23 protein-coding genes and 2 pseudogenes are annotated in these 20,445 nt (G+C 55.0%); 10 read left to right on the top strand and 15 right to left on the bottom strand.

Features of this window, described 5'->3' with window-relative positions:
• Positions 1–4: 4 nt before the first annotated feature.
• Both rhaD and rhaM read left to right on the top strand, forming a co-directional pair.
• Positions 5–847, top strand: coding sequence for a rhamnulose-1-phosphate aldolase (gene rhaD, locus AC6I8V_RS10530; RefSeq protein WP_497842225.1), 843 nt, complete (start codon positions 5–7; stop codon positions 845–847).
• Complete coding sequence (rhaM, locus tag AC6I8V_RS10525; protein ID WP_497842224.1) at positions 837–1,151, top strand: L-rhamnose mutarotase; 315 nt, start codon at positions 837–839, stop codon at positions 1,149–1,151. The genes rhaD and rhaM overlap by 11 nt, the downstream gene beginning before the upstream one ends.
• 24 nt (positions 1,152–1,175) lie before the next feature.
• Here the strand turns inward: rhaM and AC6I8V_RS10520 are convergent, their stop codons facing one another.
• Positions 1,176–1,847 (bottom strand): TetR/AcrR family transcriptional regulator, encoded by a 672-nt coding sequence (locus AC6I8V_RS10520; protein ID WP_497842223.1) that lies wholly within the window; start codon positions 1,845–1,847, stop codon positions 1,176–1,178.
• A 292-nt stretch (positions 1,848–2,139) separates the two neighbouring features.
• Between AC6I8V_RS10520 and bhsA the strand changes: the two genes are divergently transcribed.
• On the top strand, positions 2,140–2,397 hold the full coding sequence (gene bhsA, locus AC6I8V_RS10515; RefSeq protein ID WP_497842222.1) for a multiple stress resistance protein BhsA: 258 nt from the start codon (positions 2,140–2,142) through the stop codon (positions 2,395–2,397).
• A 62-nt stretch (positions 2,398–2,459) separates the two neighbouring features.
• Here bhsA and AC6I8V_RS10510 read toward each other — a convergent pair whose 3' ends face one another.
• The 4 genes from AC6I8V_RS10510 to ynfM form a co-directional block, all read right to left on the bottom strand.
• A complete protein-coding gene (locus AC6I8V_RS10510) occupies positions 2,460–3,644 on the bottom strand; it encodes a sugar transporter (RefSeq protein ID WP_497842221.1) in 1,185 nt (394 codons plus the stop codon).
• A 174-nt stretch (positions 3,645–3,818) separates the two neighbouring features.
• Positions 3,819–4,358: a cytochrome b561 gene (gene cybB, locus AC6I8V_RS10505; protein WP_497842220.1), complete on the bottom strand. Its 540-nt coding sequence runs from the start codon at positions 4,356–4,358 to the stop codon at positions 3,819–3,821.
• A gap of 104 nt (positions 4,359–4,462) precedes the next feature.
• Positions 4,463–4,720 carry a hypothetical protein gene (locus tag AC6I8V_RS10500; protein ID WP_497842219.1) on the bottom strand — a complete coding sequence of 86 codons (258 nt, stop codon included), beginning with the start codon at positions 4,718–4,720 and terminating at the stop codon, positions 4,463–4,465.
• A gap of 165 nt (positions 4,721–4,885) precedes the next feature.
• Positions 4,886–6,142, bottom strand: coding sequence for a multidrug efflux MFS transporter YnfM/SxtP(Kp) (gene ynfM, locus AC6I8V_RS10495; protein WP_497842218.1), 1,257 nt, complete (start codon positions 6,140–6,142; stop codon positions 4,886–4,888).
• Between the two features lie 94 nt (positions 6,143–6,236).
• Here ynfM and AC6I8V_RS10490 point away from each other — a divergent pair, with 94 nt between their 5' ends.
• From AC6I8V_RS10490 to AC6I8V_RS10475, 4 genes are all read left to right on the top strand, one after another.
• Entirely contained in the window at positions 6,237–7,133 is an 897-nt protein-coding gene (locus tag AC6I8V_RS10490) for a LysR family transcriptional regulator (RefSeq protein WP_497842217.1), read from the top strand.
• Positions 7,134–7,268: 135 nt separating this feature from the next.
• Positions 7,269–8,486, top strand: a complete 1,218-nt coding sequence (mlc, locus tag AC6I8V_RS10485; RefSeq protein WP_497842216.1) for a sugar metabolism global transcriptional regulator Mlc — start codon at positions 7,269–7,271, stop codon at positions 8,484–8,486.
• 109 nt (positions 8,487–8,595) lie between these two features.
• The gene (gene bioD, locus AC6I8V_RS10480; RefSeq protein WP_497842215.1) at positions 8,596–9,297 is read left to right on the top strand and encodes a dethiobiotin synthase; all 702 of its coding nucleotides are present in this window, start codon (positions 8,596–8,598) and stop codon (positions 9,295–9,297) included.
• Positions 9,298–9,475: 178 nt separating this feature from the next.
• Positions 9,476–10,849, top strand: a complete 1,374-nt coding sequence (locus AC6I8V_RS10475; protein WP_497842214.1) for a nucleobase:cation symporter-2 family protein — start codon at positions 9,476–9,478, stop codon at positions 10,847–10,849.
• A gap of 49 nt (positions 10,850–10,898) precedes the next feature.
• On the opposite strand, the gene osmV is transcribed toward AC6I8V_RS10475, so the two are convergent.
• From osmV to AC6I8V_RS10455, 4 genes are read right to left on the bottom strand one after another with little or no spacing between them, the layout of a single operon-like run.
• A complete protein-coding gene (gene osmV, locus AC6I8V_RS10470; protein WP_497842213.1) occupies positions 10,899–12,035 on the bottom strand; it encodes an osmoprotectant ABC transporter ATP-binding protein OsmV in 1,137 nt (378 codons plus the stop codon).
• Entirely contained in the window at positions 12,035–12,682 is a 648-nt protein-coding gene (gene osmW, locus AC6I8V_RS10465; RefSeq protein WP_497842212.1) for an osmoprotectant ABC transporter permease OsmW, read from the bottom strand. Before osmW ends, osmV begins: the two co-directional genes overlap by 1 nt.
• Positions 12,683–12,691: 9 nt before the next feature.
• On the bottom strand, positions 12,692–13,618 hold the full coding sequence (locus AC6I8V_RS10460) for a glycine betaine ABC transporter substrate-binding protein (RefSeq protein ID WP_497842211.1): 927 nt from the start codon (positions 13,616–13,618) through the stop codon (positions 12,692–12,694).
• A 16-nt stretch (positions 13,619–13,634) separates the two neighbouring features.
• Positions 13,635–14,351 carry an ABC transporter permease gene (locus AC6I8V_RS10455; RefSeq protein WP_497842210.1) on the bottom strand — a complete coding sequence of 239 codons (717 nt, stop codon included), beginning with the start codon at positions 14,349–14,351 and terminating at the stop codon, positions 13,635–13,637.
• A gap of 361 nt (positions 14,352–14,712) precedes the next feature.
• Here AC6I8V_RS10455 and AC6I8V_RS10450 point away from each other — a divergent pair, with 361 nt between their 5' ends.
• Positions 14,713–16,176 (top strand): MDR family MFS transporter, encoded by a 1,464-nt coding sequence (locus AC6I8V_RS10450; RefSeq protein WP_497842209.1) that lies wholly within the window; start codon positions 14,713–14,715, stop codon positions 16,174–16,176.
• A 30-nt stretch (positions 16,177–16,206) separates the two neighbouring features.
• On the opposite strand, the gene AC6I8V_RS10445 is transcribed toward AC6I8V_RS10450, so the two are convergent.
• Positions 16,207–16,500: a DUF1161 domain-containing protein gene (locus AC6I8V_RS10445; protein ID WP_497842208.1), complete on the bottom strand. Its 294-nt coding sequence runs from the start codon at positions 16,498–16,500 to the stop codon at positions 16,207–16,209.
• A 52-nt stretch (positions 16,501–16,552) separates the two neighbouring features.
• Positions 16,553–16,888 (bottom strand): DUF1283 family protein, encoded by a 336-nt coding sequence (locus AC6I8V_RS10440; protein WP_497845814.1) that lies wholly within the window; start codon positions 16,886–16,888, stop codon positions 16,553–16,555.
• A gap of 130 nt (positions 16,889–17,018) precedes the next feature.
• Between AC6I8V_RS10440 and AC6I8V_RS10435 the strand changes: the two genes are divergently transcribed.
• Positions 17,019–17,348 (top strand): YnfA family protein, encoded by a 330-nt coding sequence (locus AC6I8V_RS10435; RefSeq protein WP_497842207.1) that lies wholly within the window; start codon positions 17,019–17,021, stop codon positions 17,346–17,348.
• A 28-nt stretch (positions 17,349–17,376) separates the two neighbouring features.
• Here AC6I8V_RS10435 and ydfG read toward each other — a convergent pair whose 3' ends face one another.
• The 4 genes and pseudogenes from ydfG to AC6I8V_RS10415 all read right to left on the bottom strand — a co-directional run.
• A complete protein-coding gene (gene ydfG, locus AC6I8V_RS10430; RefSeq protein ID WP_497842206.1) occupies positions 17,377–18,123 on the bottom strand; it encodes a bifunctional NADP-dependent 3-hydroxy acid dehydrogenase/3-hydroxypropionate dehydrogenase YdfG in 747 nt (248 codons plus the stop codon).
• A 98-nt stretch (positions 18,124–18,221) separates the two neighbouring features.
• Positions 18,222–18,368 (bottom strand): annotated as a pseudogene (locus AC6I8V_RS10425) (site-specific integrase); the annotation flags it as partial.
• A 666-nt stretch (positions 18,369–19,034) separates the two neighbouring features.
• Entirely contained in the window at positions 19,035–19,184 is a 150-nt protein-coding gene (locus AC6I8V_RS10420; RefSeq protein WP_497845813.1) for a hypothetical protein, read from the bottom strand.
• An 83-nt stretch (positions 19,185–19,267) separates the two neighbouring features.
• Positions 19,268–19,423: pseudogene (locus tag AC6I8V_RS10415) on the bottom strand (DUF1090 family protein); the annotation flags it as partial.
• An 885-nt stretch (positions 19,424–20,308) separates the two neighbouring features.
• Between AC6I8V_RS10415 and AC6I8V_RS10410 the strand changes: the two are divergent.
• Positions 20,309–20,437: an Ig-like domain-containing protein gene (locus AC6I8V_RS10410; protein ID WP_497845812.1), complete on the top strand. Its 129-nt coding sequence runs from the start codon at positions 20,309–20,311 to the stop codon at positions 20,435–20,437.
• The last annotated feature ends 8 nt before the right edge of the window (positions 20,438–20,445 follow it).

The following is a 20,445-nucleotide window of genomic DNA, read 5'->3' as shown; positions in this document are numbered from 1 at the left end:
CACCATGCAAAGTATTCTCACCTCCGCATTTGTTCAGGGAATGGTTAAAGCGACCAGCGATATGTGGCTGAAGGGCTGGGATGAGCGCAACGGCGGCAACGTCAGCCTGCGCCTGACGCCGGAAGAGGTGCTGCCGTATGCCGCAGACTTCTATTCCGAACCGCGCTGCATTGAGCTGAGTAAACCCGCTCCGGCGCTGGCGAATGACTGGTTCCTGGTCACCGGTTCCGGCAAGTTCTTCCGCAATGTCCAACTCGATCCGGCCGACAGTCTGGTGCTGTTGCAGGTGGATGACAAAGGACTGTCATACAAAATCCACTGGGGACTGAGCCACGGCGGCCTGCCGACTTCCGAGCTGGCGGCGCATTTTCAGTCGCACAGCGTACGCAAGCAGGCCAGCAACGGCGTTGATCGCGTAATTATGCACTGTCACGCCACCAACTTTATGGCGCTGAGCTACGTGGTGGAACTGGACCCGGCGCGCTTTACCCGCCTGCTGTGGGAAGGCAGCACCGAATGTCTGGTGGTGTTCCCGGATGGCGTCGGCATTCTGCCGTGGATGGTGCCGGGCACCGATGGGATCGGTCAGGCAACGGCGGATGAGATGGCGACCCACAGCCTGGTCATGTGGCCGTTCCACGGTATTTTTGCTGCCGGCCCAAACCTCGATGAGACCTTTGGCCTGATCGATACCGCAGAGAAATCCTCGGAAGTGGTGGTTAAGGCGCTATCGATGGGCGGGATTCGGCAGAGCATCACCACCGAGCAGCTGATTGCGCTGGGCGAGCGTTTTGGCGTGCGACCCTGGCAGGCGGCGTTGCAGGTGGAGCGCGCCAATGTTGCGTAAAGCCTTTGTGATGCAGGTACATGCGGATTGCCATGCCGAGTATCTGCGTCGTCATTCACCCATCTGGCCGGAACTGGCAGAGACGCTCAGGGCGCATGGCGCCCACAATTACGCGATCTGGCTGGATGCGGAACGTCATTTGCTGTTCGCCAGCGTGGAGATTGAGTCGGAGGCGCGCTGGGCGGCAGTGGCGCAAACCGAGGTATGCCAGCGCTGGTGGGCATCGATGAAGGATTTGATGCCCTCCAACGCCGACGACAGCCCGGTCAGCGCTGAGTTAAAACCGATGTTTTTCCTGCCTTAGGTCAGGGTGCGCAACGGACAGGCCTTATGCCGTCCGTTGCGCCAGCGGCAGCGAATCTGACGCGCAATATCCCGCCAGCGCTGGCCAGATCGCCATCTGCGTATCAACAATCTGTTCTAAATCCTCGCGGCTCGCCCCTTCACGGGCGCGCACCGACATCCCCTGAAGCAAACAGGCCAGAAAACTCGCCATGGTGGCGGTATTGCTGTCAGCCGGAATTTCGCCCTGCTGTTGGCGGGCCGCAAGGAACTGCTGCAACGCGATTTCCTGCGCATGATGTTGCTGTTCCAGCAGGCGGGCGACATCGGCGGAATCCGGCGACAGCGCGCTGGAGGTCGAAATTAAGAAGCAGCCCGCCGGTTTATCGCTGGCGGTAAAACAGGCAGCGGTAGCGCGAAAATAGGCTTCAATCGCCGACTGCACATTACGCGTTTTATCATGCAGCACCGCATTGCGTTGCGCGCTGAACTTGTCGAGATAGCGCTGCATCGCCGCTTTGAACAGACCTTCTTTGTTGGCAAATTCGGCATACAGCGTGGGTGCCTTGGCTCCGGTGGCGCTCACCAGATCGGCCAGCGAGGTACCTTCGTAACCGTGCGCCCAGAACAGCATCAGCGCTTTATCCAAGGCGTCTTCACGATCAAACACTTTTGGCCGCCCGCGACTTTTCCGCAGGGGCGTTGTGGATTGGTTCATACATCCTCACAGCGTGCAAAACACCTTATTAAATTACCGATCATTAAAAAAATATGCAATGCCGAAGCGCAGAGCGTAGCGACTGATTTGCCCGTTTGTGCTCCGCCGGTAAAAATCGCCTGTTTGGTGAAGTGCCACATAGCACGGAAGCCCATACTGACGCCACTTCCCATTAAAATAACAAACGTTAATAAATCTATTGACGCGAGAACGGCTTTGGATCTAGCATTTATTTAACGATTGTTAATTTAATGGCGATCAACCCAATTCATCTGCAAGAAGAGAGACGATTATGAAAAGTTTAAAACTGATGTTGGCCGCTGCGGCCCTGTCATCCATCGCATTTGCCAGTTTCGCTGCCGAGCAGGTCGATCAGACCCCGCTTAATGAACAGCAGGTTGGCGTGGTGACCTCAACAGGTAGTACGGATCTGACATCACTGGAGAATCAACTGTCGGAAAAGGCCAATGCTGCCGGAGCAAAGTCTTTCCGCATCACTTCGACCTCTGGCAAGAACAACCTGCATGGCACAGCAGACATTTATAAATAATTGATATCAGACGTTGATTCGAAGGGGCAGGCTTCAGATAGTAGCTATCTGAAGCCCTTTTTTTAACCGTTGGAACGTAACTGCGGATAACGACGGAAAATGTAGATACACCAGAACAGCGCCACGAGACCAATGATCCCGCCGACGTTGCCCACATCCGCCATCTTCATATGCAGGCTGACCTGATTTCCCAACAGGGCGCCAGCACCAATCCCAATATTGTAAATACCCGACATCAGCGACATCGCCACGTCGGTAGCATCCGGAGCCAGCGACAGCACGCGTACCTGCATCGCCAGTCCGATCATCATCATCGCCATACCCCAGAAAATACAGAGCGTGACGATGGCTGCCGGACGCACCGCAGCGAAAATCAGCAGCCCCATGCTCAGGGTAATCACCGCGATAGCGGCGATCAGCAGCGAGGACGGATATTTATTGCCGAGCGTGCTGAACAACACGCTGCCAATAATGCCCGCCGATCCAAACAGCAGCAGCAACAGCGTGGTGAAGTTCTCACCGGCGTTAGCCACTACCTGCATAAACGGCTCGATATAGCTGTAGGCGGTGTAATGCGCGGTAACCACCACCGTGACCAGCACATACATGCTGACCAGCGCCGGGCGACGAAATAGCATCGGTACGCTGCTGAGCGAACCCGTATGTTCGCTCGGCAGGCGCGGCAGAATGCGCATCAACAGCACCAGCAGCACCAGCGCGGAGAGACCAATCATGCCAAAGGTGGTGCGCCAGCCGAGATATTGCCCGACCACGCGGCCAATCGGAACGCCCAGCACCATCGCCAGTGCGGTGCCGGTTGCCAGCATACTCAGTGCCTGGGTTTTTTTACCAGCCGGGGCGACACGAATCGCCAGCGAGGCGGTAATCGACCAGAACACCGCATGGGCCAGCGCGATGCCGATACGCGAAAGCACCAGCGAGTTGAAGTCCCAGGCGACCGAGGAGAGCACATGGCTGGCGATAAACAGCACAAACAGGATCGCCAGCAGCATACGGCGTTCGACATTGCGCGTCAGCAGCATCAGCGGCAGCGATAACAGCGCCACCACCCAGGCATAGATGGTCAGCATGATGCCGACATCCGCGGTTTTCATTCCATAGCTGGCGGCGATATCGGACAGCAGGCCGACCGGCACAAACTCGGTGGTGTTAAAGACGAAAGCAGCGATAGCCAGCAGTACCACACGTAGCCAGGCCGTTTTACGAGAGACGGTAGTTGATTGCATTAATTTAAGATCAGTCAGGCAGCAGGTGAGGGGCGAAGGTGCACCCATGTAAAGTGACCTTCGTCACAATTTGTGCCTATTGTGAGGGATTAAAACGCTGAGGGAAACCGTCTAAGCGCGTTTTATTACTGAATATTTTTTATCGCCAACGCGCGGGTTAATAGCCTGAGGTTATTAACTCCGTTTCCGCGCGGGCATCATACGCGCCAGCGTGTTGTCTTTCAGAACATAGTGATGCAGCAACGCGGCGGCGGCATGCAGGCCAATTAGCCAGTAGCCGAGCGGCGCCAGGGTTTCATGCCAGCCAATCAGCGTATCGGCGAGATCGAAATCCGGCGTAGCGGCGACCGGCATTGGCAGACCAAACAGCTGCCACGGCCGTCCGTTGAGATATTTCGACGACACGCCCAGCAACGGCAACACCAGGAACAGCGCGTAGAGCAGGATATGCATCAGATTGGCAATCCACTGCTGCCAGCGCGGCGGGGGCGGCATAATGCCCGGCGTGCGGTGGCGATGACGCAGCGCGCCACGTACCAGCATCAACACCCACACCGAGACGCCACAGCTGAAGTGCGTCATCATCATCAGACTACGCAGCAGCGATCCACGCGGTGCAAAGCCACGCAGTTCAATGGTGGTATAAGCGACGGCGATCAACAGGACAGTCAGCCAGTGGAGGGCAATTTGCGACGTTGCGAATTTTTCCCGCATTAATTAATCACCTAAAGAAAATAGCCTGTGTCTAACATAGCGAAATGCGGCAGGAAAACTTAACAAAATGGCGCAACGTCGCGGGCGATTTCAGGCCAGGATTATCAGAGTCGCACCATGTGTTTTAGCGCCACGCTATGTTGAGTGGTCAGGTTTTTTTTTACCGCCACCGGGCAACAATGTTCACAACCCAGGGCGCTGGGATAAAATTTACGCGCCTGCTGAATTGCCGCGTTTGCGGTATAGAAAGTGCCGAGAAAACGCCGCGCCGTATCGGGGGGAAGGAAGGGACAACCCGTTGCATGTACCACATGATTATCGTTATAGCCCGCGTGCTTATCGACATAATAATAGAGACCCATCTGGCTTCCTCATTGCTGTGAAAAAAAAATTCTAACTATTGTTGGAATAGAAGGAATTATAGCGATCTCTGGGTATTTTGTTTTATTTGGTACTAAAGGTTTGTCCGAACGTGTCCTGGCGGGGAGAGAGCGGGGCGCAAGGCCCCGAAGGAAAGATGAAGAGGATTACAGTTTACGGCACTGCAACCGCCAGCCAACCAGCAGCGCCAGCAGCAGCAGCACGCTGATAAACGCGGTCACACCGCCCCAGCCAAAGCTGTGCCAGAACACGCCGCCTAAGGTTCCGGCTACGCTGGAGCCGACGTAGTAGCTGAATAAATAGAGGGAAGAGGCCTGGCCTTTGGCGCGACGGGCGCGCGGACCAATCCAGCCGCTGGCAACGGAGTGGGCGGCAAAAAATCCGGCGGTAAACAGCATCATCCCAGGCAGGATGATCCACAGGGTATTAAAGGCCGTCAGCAGCAGACCGCACAGCATGATCGCCGTCGCACCGATCATCACCGGACCGCGGCCAAAACGGCTGGTCATCGCCCCGGCTTTGGGAGAACTCCACGACCCGGTCAGATACACCACCGACAGCAAACCCACCACCGCCTGGCTGAGAAACCACGGCGCGCTCAGCAGGCGATAGCCAATGTAGTTGAACAGGGTGACAAACGCGCCCATCAACAGGAAGCCCTCCGCGAACAGTAGCGGCAGTCCTTTATCACGCCAGTGCAGGCGGAAGTTGATCAGCAAATTACGTGGCCGTAACGAGGCCGGGCGGAAATGGCGTGAGGCGGGCAGGATTTTCCAGAACATCAGCGCGGAAGCCAGCGAAAAGCAGCCAATTACGCCAATGGCGATGCGCCACGAAAAGATGTCGGTCAGCACCCCGGTCAGCAGGCGTCCGCTCATCCCACCGATTGAGTTACCGCTGATATACAGCCCCATCGAGAACGCGATCACGCGCGGATGAATCTCTTCGCTCAGGTAAGTCATCCCCACCGCCGCAACGCCGCTTAATGACAGGCCAATCAGCGCGCGCATCAGCAGAATGCCGTGCCAGCTGGTCATCATCGCGGAGATCACGGTGCAGATCGCGGCCAGCAACAGCGCGGTCACCATCACCGATTTACGGCCAATGGCATCGGACAGCGGTCCGGTCACCAGCAAACCCAGCGCCATCAGTGCCGTGGACAACGACAGCGAAATACTGCTGGCGGCAGGCGAGACGCCAAACTGCTGGGAGAGCACCGGCAGAATCGGCTGAACACAATACAGCAGGGCAAAGGTGGCAAGACCGGCAGAGAACAGGGCAAGGGTCACCCGCATAAATTGCGGCGATCCGCGTTCAATCCAGGTTAGCGGCGTTGCGACAGAAGCAGGCTCAACGGACACTTCATCCTCATCAAGTGTCACAGCCTGAGAAGTGCGACTCACGGAAAATCCTCAGTTTTTATCAGGAATTCATATCGTAGAAAAGCATGAATAGGTTGTACAATATATTAATAATCTCGAATGAGACGTTAAAAATATGAATATCGAGCTGCGCCATCTGCGTTATTTCATCGCCGTGGCAGAAGAACTGCATTTTGGTCGTGCCGCGCTGCGGCTGAATATCTCTCAACCCCCACTCAGCCAGCAGATTCAACAGCTGGAACAGGAGATTGGCGCGCAGCTTTTCACCCGCACCAATCGCAGCGTGCAGATCACCGCCGCCGGACAGCAGTTTCTCCAGGATGCACGCGGCGTTCTTTTGCAGGTGGAGCAGGCCGCCAGCCGCGCCGCACGGCTGCACAACGGTCAGGAAGGGGAGCTGCGTATCGGTTTCACATCTTCGGCGCCGTTTACCGGACTGGTATCTGACGCCTTGTATCATTTTCGTCAGCGCTGGCCGGAGGTCCATATCCAGATGCAGGAGATTAATACCCGGCAGCAGCTGGCGCCGCTGCATGAAGGAAGGCTGGATTTGGGGGTGATGCGCAATACACCGTTGCCGAGTGATTTGCAGCATCAGCTGCTGCTGCGCGAACCGCTGTGCGCCGTGGTGCACTGGGCGCATCCGCTGGCTGATGCGGAATCGATCTCTATCCAGGCGCTGGCGAAGGAACCCTTTGTATTTTTTGATCCGCAGGGCGGTACGGCGCTGTATGGCGAGATCCTCGGCTTGCTGCATCGTTACCAGATCAAACCTTTTATTACGCAGGAAGTGGGTGAGGCGATGACCATCCTCGGGCTGGTCGCCACCGGGCTGGGGGTCTCGATTTTGCCCGCATCATTCCGGCGCGCGCGCCTGGCCGATGTGGTCTGGCTGCCGCTGCATGAAACCGATGCGCTGTCTGAAGTGTGGCTGGTGTGGTCGGCCACGCGTGAACCGAGCGCGCAGATGGCGAATATGATGATGCTTTTGCAACGTAACGCTGAAACCTAAGCCAGACGGCAGCTAAACCACCTGGCTTTATGTGCGATAAATCACATTTCTAATCAAATATTTGGCGCTGCCTGCCAATCTGCCGCACCATAGCGGATATTTATTTAGAAGCGCGAAAATAACCGGGAGCAGGGCGTGAATCTGGACAGTCAGCCTGGCCATATTGACCAAATAAAGCAGACCAACGCAGGCGTGGTTTACCGACTGATCGATCATTTCGGCCCGATTTCGCGTATTGAGCTGTCCAAACGTGCCCAGCTGGCGCCCGCCAGCATCACCAAAATTGTGCGTGAAATGCTGGACGCACATCTGGTGCAGGAGACGGAGTTTCAGGAGCCTGGCAGCCGTGGCCGTCCGGCGATTGGCCTGATCCTCGACACCTTTGCCTGGCACTATCTCGCAATCCGCATTCAACCCGGTCATATCACGCTGACGTTACGCGATCTCAGCAGTCGCGCGTTGCAGGAAGATCGTCTGCCGCTGCTCGCCAGCGACGACAAACCGCTGCTGCTGGAGTTACAGGCGCTGGTTGATGCATTCTTTATCCGTCACCAGAAGCGGCTGGAGCGCCTGACCGCCATTGCCATCACCGTACCCGGCCTGATCAACGCCGCGTCTGGCGTGGTGCGGCGGATGCCCGGCTACGATGTGGAAGACATGCCGCTCGGCGCGACCCTGTCGCAACATACCGGCTTGCCGGTGTTTGTGCAGCACGATATCTCCGCCTGGACGCTGGCGGAATCGCTGTTTGGTGCCTCGCGCGGGGCGCAGGACGTGATTCAAATCGTTATTGATGAAACGGTGGGAGCCGGGGTGATTACCGGTGGGCAGCTGCTGCATAAAAGCGGGCGTGCGCTGGTGGAAATTGGTCACACCCAGATCGACCCTTATGGGCAGCAGTGCTACTGCGGCAATCATGGCTGCCTGGAGACGGTGGCCAGCATCGGCAGCCTGCTCAGCCTGGCAGCACAGCGTTTACCGGCCCAGCCGGAGAGTCGTCTGCACGACGTTCCGCTCACCATCGAAGCCCTGTGCCAGGCGGCGCAGGGGGGCGATCGCCTGGCGCGCGATGTGATTGCCGGGGTCGGACATCATATTGGCCGGATGCTGGCCATGATGGTAAATATCTTCAATCCACGACAAATTCTTATCGGTTCGCCACTCAATCAGGCGGCCGATGTCCTGTTTCCCGCCGTGAACAGTACCATTCGACAGCAGGCATTGCCCGCCTACAGCGACGACATCCAGCTGGCGCCTACCGCGTTTAACGACCCCGGCACGCTCAGCGCGGCGGCGTTAATCAAAGATGCTCTTTACTCCGGCCATCTGCTGGTGAAACTGCTTCAGGGTTAATCAGCTCGCCTTAAGTTTGCGCTAACGCAATCTGTCAGGTTCGACATTTCCTTAAACTGCCCCTTCGTACCATCTGGTTTCACATCGCTTTAACGAAGGAGGAAGAAGGGTGAAAACGCTCTTTGTTACCGGCACCGACACCGCGGTGGGTAAAACCGTGGTATCTCGTGCCCTTTTGCAGTGCTTTGCACAAGCTGGCCAGTGTGCGGTGGGGTATAAACCTGTCGCCAAAAGCGCGAAACAGACGCCCGAGGGGCTTCGCAATAAAGACGCGCTACTGTTGCAGCAGGCTTCTGGCCTGGCATTACCCTATGCCGCCGTCAATCCTATTACCCTGGAAGAGGATGAAATCAGTACCAGCCCGGCGCAGCGGATCGACTATCCGCTGCTGAGTCAGGGACTGGCCGCATTACAGGAACGTGCTGCCCATGTGGTGGTTGAAGGCACCGGTGGCTGGCGCTGCCTGATGAATGACCTGCAACCGCTATCAGGCTGGGTGAAACAGGAACAACTGCCGGTGGTGATGGTGGTCGGCATCAAAGAAGGATGCATCAGCCACGCTTTACTGACGGCTGACGCCATTGCGCACGACGGATTGCCACTGGTGGGTTGGGTGGCGAACCGTATAAATCCGGGGCTGGCGCATTATGCTGAAATCATTGATGTCCTGAGTGAGAAGCTGGGCGCGCCGCTGCTGGGTGAGCTGCCGTATCTGCCGCGCGCGGAGCAGCGCGAGCTGAGCGGCTATCTGGATCTCTCCCTGCTGGATAACCGTCTGACGCGCAGCGATAGTGCAAAACCCGCCGCCTGATGAAACGAAAAGTGGCAAATGCGAAATGGCTGAATCTAAGGTTGCAGATTCAGCCGTTTTTTTCTGCCCGTTAATTTTGTTTAAATTCAATATCCTGCCAAAAATTTCACTATAACCTGTCGCTCTGGCGTGATTCATGCATCAGCTGACCTGATGAATTTACTGCCGGAGCACCGTTATGTCGCACTCAGATGAAAAAGGTTTGCTGTATGGGCTGGAAGAACGCATTGGCCCAGCCCCCGCATTTTTTGCCGCACTGCAACATGTGCTGGCCAGCGTGGTGGGGATTATCACGCCACCGCTGATTATTGGTTCGGTTCTGGGTTTACAGGCGTACATTCCTTATCTGATCAGCATGTCATTACTGGTGTCCGGCCTCGGCACCTTTATTCAGGCGCGGCGTTTTATGGGTGTCGGTGCCGGTATGATTTGTTTGCAGGGCACCAGCTTTGCTTTTCTCGGCGTGATCCTCTCCGGCGGGTTGATGGTGAAAGCACGCGGCGGCTCCCCGGAAGAGATTATGGCGATGATCTTTGGCTGCAACCTGATCGCAGCGCTCATCCCGATGTTGATCAGCCGCTGTGTTGCGCCGTTACGTAAAGTGCTGACGCCGGTCGTCACCGGGACGGTCATCACCCTGATCGGCATCAGCCTGATTAAAGTCAGCATCACCGATTGGGCTGGCGGTCAAAACGCGGCAGATTTCGGCGCGCCGTGGAATCTGGCATTGGGCGCACTGACCCTGCTGGTGATTGTGGCGCTGAACCGCACGCGGAATCGCTGGGCGCGTCTGACCGCTGTGGTGGCGGGGATCGCTGTCGGCTGTGTTGCCGCAGCCCTGACCGGCCATCTGCATCTCAAACCGATGGCTGCGGGCAGCTGGCTGGTGATGCCGGGCTTTTTCCGCTTCGGCTTCAATTTTGACTGGGCGATTTTCGTGCCGATTGCGCTGGTGTCGGTGATCAGCGTGATCGAAGCGGTGGGGGATTTAACCGCCAACTGCCTGCTGTCGCGCCAGCCGATTGAAGGCGAAGGCTTTCAGCGCCGTTTACAGGGCGGCATTCTGGCCGATGGCATCAGCTGCGTGCTGGCGGCGATGTTTTCCGCTTTTCCCAATACCACTTTTGCACAAAACAACGGCGTGATTCAGATGACGGGCGTCGCCAGCCGCTATGTCGGTATGGTGATTGGCCTGCTGCTGGTGCTGCTGGGCATTTTCCCGGTGATTGGCAACCTGTTGCAGCAGATCCCGCCGCCGGTGCTGGGAGGCGCTACGCTGGTGATGTTTGGCAGCGTGGTGGCTGCGGGTATTCGGGTGATGACACAAACGCCGCTGGGACGTCGTGAAATGCTGATCGTCGCCGTCTCTTTTGGTCTGGGACTTGGGGTAGAAGCAGTGCCGGATGTGCTGAAACAGTTCCCGATGCTGATTAGTAACCTGTTTGGTCATGCGGTGACTACGGGCGGGATTCTGGCGATTGTGCTGAACGTGATTTTACCATCAGAGCAGGCGCAGCCTGCGCTGAAGGCCGCCGCAGAAGAATCCCATTAAACACCACCCGTAGCGGCGCGATAAATTGCGCCGCTACGGGTTTGGGCCGTTAAGGATTTAACCGCCGGCGCGTACGTCCTGAGCTGAGATAATCCGCGATATAATCCTGCGAAATCTCCCCGCTGTAGCGACCCTCTTCATCAACGATCGGCATCCAGACGGTATTGTGTTCATACAGCTTCGATAGCACCACGCGCAAGTTCTCTTCGGCTTTGCCGGTCACCTTAAAGGTATGCAGTTTCTCTTCACAGCTACCGCTGGCACCGCGCGCTTCACGACGTTTAACGAAGCCGAGCGGCTTGCCGTCGTTATCCACGACCGTCACCGAACGCATATCGTTGTCATCCATGGTGGCGAAGGCTTCCTGCAACGGCGTGTTGCGCTGCACGGTGATAGTCGGTTGTTGATCGGTGACGTCACCCGCCTGCACCAGCAACAAACGTTTCAGGGTACGGTCCTGGCCGACAAATGAACCGACAAAATCATTCGCCGGTCTTGCCAGCAATTCATCCGGGCTGGCGCACTGCACAATTTTGCCCTGACCAAACACCGCGATGCGATCGCCCAGCTTCAGCGCCTCATCGATATCGTGGCTCACCAGCATCACGGTCTTCTTCAGCTGGCGCTGCATATCGAGAAATTCGTTCTGGATCACTTCACGGTTAATCGGGTCGACCGCGCCGAAAGGTTCATCCATCAGCAGCACCGGCGGATCCGCCGCCAACGCGCGGATCACCCCGATCCTCTGCTGCTGACCACCCGACATCTCACGCGGGTAGCGATGCAGAAACTTCGTCGGATCAAGCGCCACCATGCTCATCAGCTCGGTGGCGCGCTCGCGGCAGCGCTTTTTATCCCAGCCCAGCATCCGCGGCACCACGGTGATGTTCTCTTCGATGGTCATATTCGGGAACAGACCAATCTGCTGGATCACGTAACCGATATTGCGACGCAGCGTCACGGTATCCTGGCCGCTGGTATCTTCACCGTTAATCAAAATCTTGCCGCTGGTCGATGGGATCAGGCGGTTAATCATTTTCAGCGTAGTGGTTTTGCCGCAGCCGGAAGGGCCGAGCAGCACACACATCTCCCCGGCAGGGACTTCCAGGCTGACGTTATCTACGGCGTTAAAGCTGGTGCCGTTTTTCTGAGTAAAGGTTTTCGTCAGGTTTTCCAGTTTTATCATTATCGAATCCCCTTAGGAGTCAGCGCCGACTGCAAACGGTGCAGCAGCCAGTCAAGAACAATAGCCAGCAAACAAATCATCAACGCGCCGGCAATTAACATACGCACATCACTGCCGCTGATGCCGTCCAGCAGCTCGATACCCAGACCACCGGCACCGATTACTGCGGCGATCGCCATCACGCCGACGTTCATCACCACCGCAGTGCGGATACCACCAAAAATCACCGGCAGCGCCATTGGGATCTCCACCCAGCGCAGACGCTGCCAGAAGGTCATGCCGATCCCCCGGCCTGCTTCACGCAGCCCTGGCGGCAAATTTTCCAGCGCGGTATGGGTGTTACGCACAATCGGCAACAGCGAATAAAGGAACACGGCGGTAATCGCGGGCAGAGCGCCAATGCCCTGACCGATCAGCGAAAACAGCGGGATCATCAGACCAAACAGCGCGATGGTCGGGATGGTCAGCACGATAGTGGCGATGCCCAGCACCGGCGTCGCCAGCCACTTAAAACGTACAATCAGAATGCCGAGCGGCACGCCAACCACAATGGCAAAACCTACCGCCACCAGCACCAGCCAGGTATGCTGCCACGTCAGGGCCAGCAGGCTATCCCAGTTATCCATGATGTAATGCAGGGTATCCATAGCGCCTCCTTACAGCATGTTTTTGGATTTAAGGAAATCACGCGCCACCTGTTCGGGTGACTGGTGATCAATATCGACGCGCTTATTCATCTCGGTAATCGCCTCGTCGGTAATCAGCGCAGACAGCTGATTCAGCGCCGTGTCCAGCCCCGGATGGCTCGCCAGCACATCCTGACGCACCACTGGCGTGACGTTGTAACTTGGGAAGAAGTGTTTATCATCTTCCAGCACCTTGAGATCAAAGCCTTTTACGCGTCCGTCGGTGGTGTAGATCAGCCCCGCATCAACAAAGCCTTCCTTGACGGCGTTGTACACCAGGCCGGGATCCATCTGACGGATTTGCGGTCGATCGAGCGGCATGTTGTATGCCTTCTGCAACGGTTTCAGGCCATCTGAACGCCCGGCAAACTCCAAATCCAGGCCCAGCTTCCAGTTATGGTCCGGGTCGGTTTTGCGGATTTGTTCCAGCTTCGCCACCAGTTGCGACATGGTGCTGATGCCTTCTTTATCCGCACGGGACCGCTGCATGGCGAAAGCGTAGGTATTGTTCATCGGAGCCGGGTCCAGCCAGACCAGACCCACCTTGCCGTCGAGTTGTTTTACCGTGTTATAGGCTTCCTGCGACGACATCGGTTTGGTGATGTGATTAAAGATGATCAGCGAGGTGCCGGTGTACTCCCAGGTCATATCGATCTGCTTATTAATCATCGCGTTACGACCAATGGTGGTGGCGATATTGGTTTTTGGGATCACCTGAAAACCTTTCTTTTGCAGCCACATAACCGTCATCGCGGACAGAATGTGTTGCTCGGTAAAACTCTTGGTCGCCATCACAATCGGTGTGGCGGCCGCAGCAGCCTGGCTGAGTGCCAGGGTTGCGGTCAGCGCCAGCGCGGTGCGTTTCGCCCAGCGCGCCAGCGGGTTGGCAGTGGCCATCGCAAAGCTCCTTGTGTTATGCCGCTGAATGCGGGCTGAGGAAACGTCCCAATGCGGCAAGCAGCATGTCGAGGATCAGCGCGAACAGGGCGGTTGCCACTGCACCGAGGATCAGCGTCGGGAAATCATTGAGATAGATACCAGGGAAGATCAGCTCGCCATAGCTGCTGGCGCCAATCAGGAACGCCAGCGGCGCGGTGCCGACATTAATCGCGGTAGCGATTCGCACCCCGGCAAGGATCACCGGCAGCGCATTCGGGATTTCCACCTGACGCAAACGCTGAAATTTGGTCATGCCAATACCGTTGGCGGCTTCAAGCAGCGAGGGGGGCACCGCGCTCAGTCCGGCATAGGTATTACGCACGATGGGTAGTAACGAGGCGAGGAACAGCGCAATCACCGCCGGGCGATCGCCGATCCCGACAATCACCATCGCCAGAGCCAGCACCGCCAGCGGCGGCAGCGTATTGCCGACGTTGAAGATCTGCATCACATACTCTGCCCAGCGGCGGGCAAACGGACGACTCAGCAGAATGCCGCTGGGGATACCGATCAGCAGCGCGAAAAACATTGACCAGAACACCAGAAACAGATGCTGCTGCCCAAGATAGATCAGGTCTACCTTGCGGGCGCGCAGCGTATCCAGCCCAAGACCCCAGACCAGCAGGCCAATGATCGCCACAATGGCGAGCACTGCCAGTCCGGCTCGGCGGGCGAGCGATGCGTTTTGCATAGCGTGCGTCTCCCTGATTCGCAAAAGTGCTAAATGCCTTAGCGTTAAACAATAAAAGTTCTGCACAGCCCGTCGCGGCGCAATGGCAGATAAAACGACTACTTAACGACACTTTTCCAGTGAGATGACGGAAAGTGGTTTTAGACCTATAGCAATGTAAAACGGAACATGCCAGTTTTTGCGGCAAAATCAGACAGATAGAAAAGGGGGAAAATCCGGGCTTAACCCGCATGAGTTAAGGCATTTCACGTCAATGAAAAAAATTCATCGATTTTTGTTACACCGTCACAAATGAGGCGCACGCAGAGGAAATTGACAACGGAAAATTTCGACTAGCCTTGGCACAAAGGAAGGAAGAAAAATGACTGAGAGCGCAGAAGTACACACGGAAAACCGCCACTGGGTATTGATCGCCTGTATGCTGGCGATGTTTATGGCGGCAATTGAAGTCACCATTGTCGCCACGGCGATGCCCACCATCATCGCTGACCTGGGGGGCTTTTCACAGTTCGGCTGGGTCTTCTCCATCTATCTGCTTACCCAGGCGGTGACGGTGCCGCTTTACGGGCGACTGGCGGATATGTGGGGCCGCAAGACGCTGTTTTTTATCGGCGTATCGCTGTTTCTCATCGGCTCGGTGCTGTGCGGTTTCGCCCACAGCATGACCTGGCTGATCCTGTTCCGCGCTTTCCAGGGGCTGGGCGCTGGCGCCATCATGCCGCTCAGCACCACCATCGTGGCGGATATCTACGCGCCGCGTGAGCGCGCCAGCGTGCAGGGCTGGCTCTCCAGCGTATGGGGCGTAGCGGCGATCCTCGGTCCGCTCAGCGGTGCCTGGCTGGTGCAACACTTCAGCTGGTCAGTGATCTTCTGGGTCAACGTCCCCATTGGTTTGCTCTCGATGTTGCTGCTGGCGCGTTTCCTGCCTGCACGCGAGCAACAGGAGCGCTGCGCGCTGAATATTACCGGCTGTGCCTGGCTGATGCTGAGCGTCAGCGCCTTGTTGATCGCGCTGTTGCAGGCGGAAGTGCTGGGCTACTGGCTGCTGCTGTTCCTGGCGATGGCGCTGATCGCTGCGGTGTTCCTCAAACGCCATGAACAACGTGCTGCCGCGCCGCTGTTCCCGCTCGCGATCTGGCGCAGCCGGTTAATTGTCGCCGGTAACGCCGGGAATCTGATTATTGGCGCTGCGATGATGGGGATCAGCGCCTTCCTGCCCACCTGGATTCAGGGCATTATCGGCGGCACGCCGCTCCAGGCGGGCAGTGCGCTGGCGATGATGTCGATTGGCTGGCCGCTCGCCAGCACCCTGAGCGGCCGTCTGATGCTGATCACGTCCTACCGTTTCACCGCACAGCTGGGCGCACTGCTGCTGATTGCCGGTAGCGCCTTATTGCTGCTGCTGCGCGCCGACAGCAGCATTATACAGGCGGGTGTGACGGCGTTTGTGATTGGCACCGGCATGGGGATGACCAGTACCACGTTTCTGGTGTCGGTGCAGAACCATGCGCACTATGAAATTCGCGGTATCTGCACCGCGTCTATTATGTTTAGTCGGATGCTGGGGTCGGCGATTGGTACTGCACTGATGGGAGCAGTGCTGAATTACAATCTGATGCTGCGGCTGCCGCAGGCCAGCGATCCGATGCAGAAAATCATGTCGCATGACAGCCGTCAGACGTTACCGCAGGATACGCTGCATTTCTGGACCAGCCAGATTGCCAGTTCGCTGCATTGGGTGTTTGTGGTGGCGCTGCTGATTGCCGTGCTGGCGCTGTGGATTGCGTGGCTGATGCCGCATCAGCGGCCGGAAGCGGAAGAATAAGAAGGGGGTCGGCAAAATGCCGACCCGACATTACTGTGACGTATCCTGCGAGCTGCCTGCGCCGTTGGGCACGTTGCTGTCGGCGTCGCGCCCCAGCTTTTTGTAAACGATTTTCTGCGTGTCGTTGTCGCAATGACCGACAACCTGTCCACCCGCCTGGTCAGCCTGATCGTTCGGCACAATATCCAGGGTGAAATCGGACTCCGCCACGCCGTTGCCGATGATTTTTTTGCTGATGTCTGCTTTTACGCTTTCACAGGACGCCTGCGCCAGCACCGGCAGTGCCAGCAGGGAGAGCAATATAACTGCCACACGTTTTTTCATCACACACTCCTTTGGTTTGAATTCCCTTGAAGACTATAGCAGTTGTCGCTGGTTACGGTGCAACCACACGGCCAGTGCGGCGGTCCAGGCAACGCAGGGTGTTCGGTTCCCAGTAGGCGTTGACGTTGTAGCTTTTTTCACAAGAGTCGCGGGTATCGAAGGCTTTATCGGTTTTATCGAACTCCTTCTCCACGCGGGTATTCACCTTGTTACGCAGATTGCGCGTATCGTTCCACTGCTCCTGGCTTTGACGTGCCGCTTCATTGCTGGCTGCGTTGTCGCCGTCCTGAATAATCAGGCGATCGGTTTTCGCTGAGGCCAGCGGGGCGGCCAGCAATACGCTGGCAGTCAGGAGCGCAGCAAGCAGTGCGGGAAATTGTTTTTTCATCATCTTTTCCTTCAGTTAACGCCAGCACAGCCGCGAGGGTGGCTGTAACAACAATCTTCGCTAGTATATCATCGCTGCTCGTTTGCTCACCAGCGGTGAGCCTGTTGTTGAGACTTCAGAGAGACTTTTTATGCTGTTCAAAACCACGCTGCTGTTTTTTTTAACTGCGGTGGCCGAAATTGTTGGCTGTTTCCTGCCGTGGTTATGGCTGAAGAAGGGCGCAACTGCGTGGTTGCTGCTGCCCGCCGCCGCCAGCCTGATGCTGTTTGTCTGGCTGCTGACGTTGCACCCGGCAGCGAGCGGACGCGTTTATGCAGCCTACGGCGGCGTTTACGTGCTGACGGCATTGATCTGGTTGCGGGTGGTGGATGGCGTAAAGCTAAGTCCGTGGGACTGGGCGGGGGCGTTGATTGCTTTCAGCGGTATGCTGATTATTGTGGCGGGCTGGGGGCGGGCGTAAGGTCGGCAAACATGCCGACCCTGGCAATTTATTCCTTATGCACCTTCAGACCGGCCAGCGCCTGTGTGACCGGCATGATCTCCAGCGTGTTGATGTTGACGTGTTTTGGCAGCGTCGCCACCCAGTAAACCGCTTCGGTCACATCTTCCGGCGTCAGCGCGGTGGTTCCTTCATAGACCTTATCCGCCTTGCCGTCATCGCCCTTAAAGCGCACGTTGGAAAACTCGGTGCCGCCCACCAGGCCGGGTTCGATATCGGTGACGCGCAGCGCGGTGCCGTGCAGATCGGTACGTAAATTGAGACTGAACTGACGCACAAAGGCTTTGGTGGCGCCATAGACGTTGCCACCGGCATACGGCCAGCTACCGGCAACCGAACCAATATTGATGATATGACCGACGTTACGCTCCACCATGGCAGGCAGCACCGCGCGCGTCATATACACCAGACCTTTGTTGTTGGTGTCGATCATATTTTCCCAGTCTTCGATGTTCGCCCGATGCGCCGGTTCAATCCCCAGCGCCAGACCGGCATTGTTCACCAGCACATCGATATTGCGCCATTCGGCAGGCAGCCCGGCGATCACTTCTTCAATCGCCGCGCGATTGCGCACATCCAGCTGAACGGTGTACAGATTGTCACCCAGTTCGTCTTTCAATTCCTGCAAACGCTCGGTACGGCGTCCGCTGGCGATCACTTTATGACCTGTAGCAATGAAGCGGCGGGTGATACTTTGACCAAAACCGGCGGTCGCGCCGGTAACAAAAATAATCATCTCACTGTTCCTTAAACAATTGCATGTAGTGATCAATTTATTGATTTTAAATGAAAAAATCAAAGAAAAAATTAAAAAGGGGCATATAAGGGGCAAAACTAAAATGCCAGTACCGTGTTGAGCATGTCAACCTGGCTTCCGCTGAGTTCACCAATCCACGAACCGTAAACCTCGTAAACCATTTGCGCGTTTTCATGGCCCATCTGTGTCGCGATGAATGTCGGATTGGCCCCTGCCGACAGCATCTTGAGCCGTGGGCATACATTGTCATACTGTGAAGAAATTCGCTGCGATAATTAAGAATATCGTTATATCGAATATTTTTTATTAAGGTGTTTTTTCTTGCGATGCCTTCAACAACGCCTAAAGTCGCGCTATAGCCTTTTAAGGTATTGGCTGAGACTTTGGGTTTGTTACTCTCAAATAGTTGCATTGCCGTCTACTTTCATTATAGACCATTGCAGCGCAATTTTTACTGGATTTTAATTGGTTAAATAATTTTTTATTTTCTTTGAATAAATATCTTTATGCTGCGCAGCTTAAATGGCGTTAATAGTCGACTGGGTCTTTTTTAATAATCTGACCAGCTTCAATAAAATGTATTTATGGCCGATTTATGGCTGCGTCTGTGGCATGACATGTCAAACGATCCGAAATGGCGAGCCGAGCAGGGAAAGCGAAATCCTGCAGGTGCGGTTGTCGCGACGGTTGAAAGCGTAGTGTGGTGGATGAAAAAAAGATCAACAATTCATTTCTAAAAATTAAATAAAGGATGTGATTGTTTCTCAGTTGCTGGCATTAAAATACTCCTTGAATTTCAAGCCAGTAACCTGTTAGATCTATATCTTCTTCGCGAAGCTGAACGCGCAATCGGTAGGATTAAAGAAAAGAACCCGCCTTCGTGCGGGTTTTTATTTTAATTCATTGAATTCTGTTTGAGTATTGAAGAGTTCATCTATTAGGGCGTCAAGTTCGCTTTTTTTCTTACCTAGCTTAAGTTGATATTTTGAAATCTTATCAATGTTACCGTCTGTTTTTGCTCCTTCGAGGTCGTATTCGATTTCCTGGATATCTTCCTTTTTCTCAAAAATTTTTCGTTCCAGTTTGTGAATCCGATTTTGGGTATCCTGCTTAACACGTCCGGTGTGCAGTATGTATTTACTTCAGTGATGGCGCGCTTTAATCCTGAGATTTTACCTGTATTGTTGTATTGCTGAGCAATTTTCAACTCGTTATCAAGAGCCATTCTTTTAGCCTTGCAATCTTCAATGGCACTGGCTGATGCAAGGTAGGGAAACATACAAGAAACTAAAAGAGTGGCAGTTAAATATTTCATCAATAATTCCTATTGGCATTCGGTTAAAATAGCCATCATGGCTATTCAAAGAAAGATGTTACTTTCAGCATTTTATTAACTCAAGACTTAATTTTTTGTTTCTCACTTTTTTATTTATTTAACAATTCATTAATCTATGATGTTATTTTACTTTATTTAATTGAAAGTGACTCCCAATTAATTGATTGGAATCAATACTGATATTCAGATTTAACTCGATGCATGTCGGGCGGTTCGGTTCGCTGACTTCCCTGAACTATCGCGGTTAATATCAGGCGTGTTAACTCAACATTCATTCTCATATGAGATTGTTTTTATGATATTTAGAGTGCGTAAATTGACATTAATCAAATATTGAAAACCAAAATAAATTAATATCACAGGCGTGTTAAACGCGAATGTGACACGCTTTTATTGTTTTGTTGTATGCCTGTTAGTATTAAATTTTGCTTCATATTCTCAACCTGCGAAAGCAGGTTTTTTTTTAAAATGCCGCAAATGCGGCCAGATATTCCCAACGATGACGATGACGATGACGGTCGCGGAGCTGGGGTGGGTCAGACATCACGGGCAAACGATGTCAGATATTTCACGGATCCCGAGGATAACGCCGGTGATCTGTGTTACAGGAAGGTCAGCAACATCCGCCTCAACAGTACTGATGGCGGTTCCAGCTTCTGCGTGGACGCGTTCGGTATCTCCTTCAATAACAACATTCAGACGCAACGCTGCCGTTCAGTTTTACACTGGAGAATAACGAGGGCTCTTACACCTTCGACTTCCCTAAAGTGCACGTGAACGATGACTAGCCCGACGGCGCAACGACTGAACTGTCGGCAACCCTAACGTCTGCGGGGACGAACCTGGTCATCTTCTGATGAAAGCATTGTGGCTGTCGATGCGCCAGGCGTTATGACGGGCGTTGCAGAAGGTGACGCCACCATTACCATCACCTCCGCAATTAACGTGACCGCATAAAATTTATG

This window comes from Pantoea sp. X-Soil-TKNS-1207 (assembly GCF_059730485.1).
This window is presented reverse-complemented; position numbering and strand designations above follow the sequence as displayed.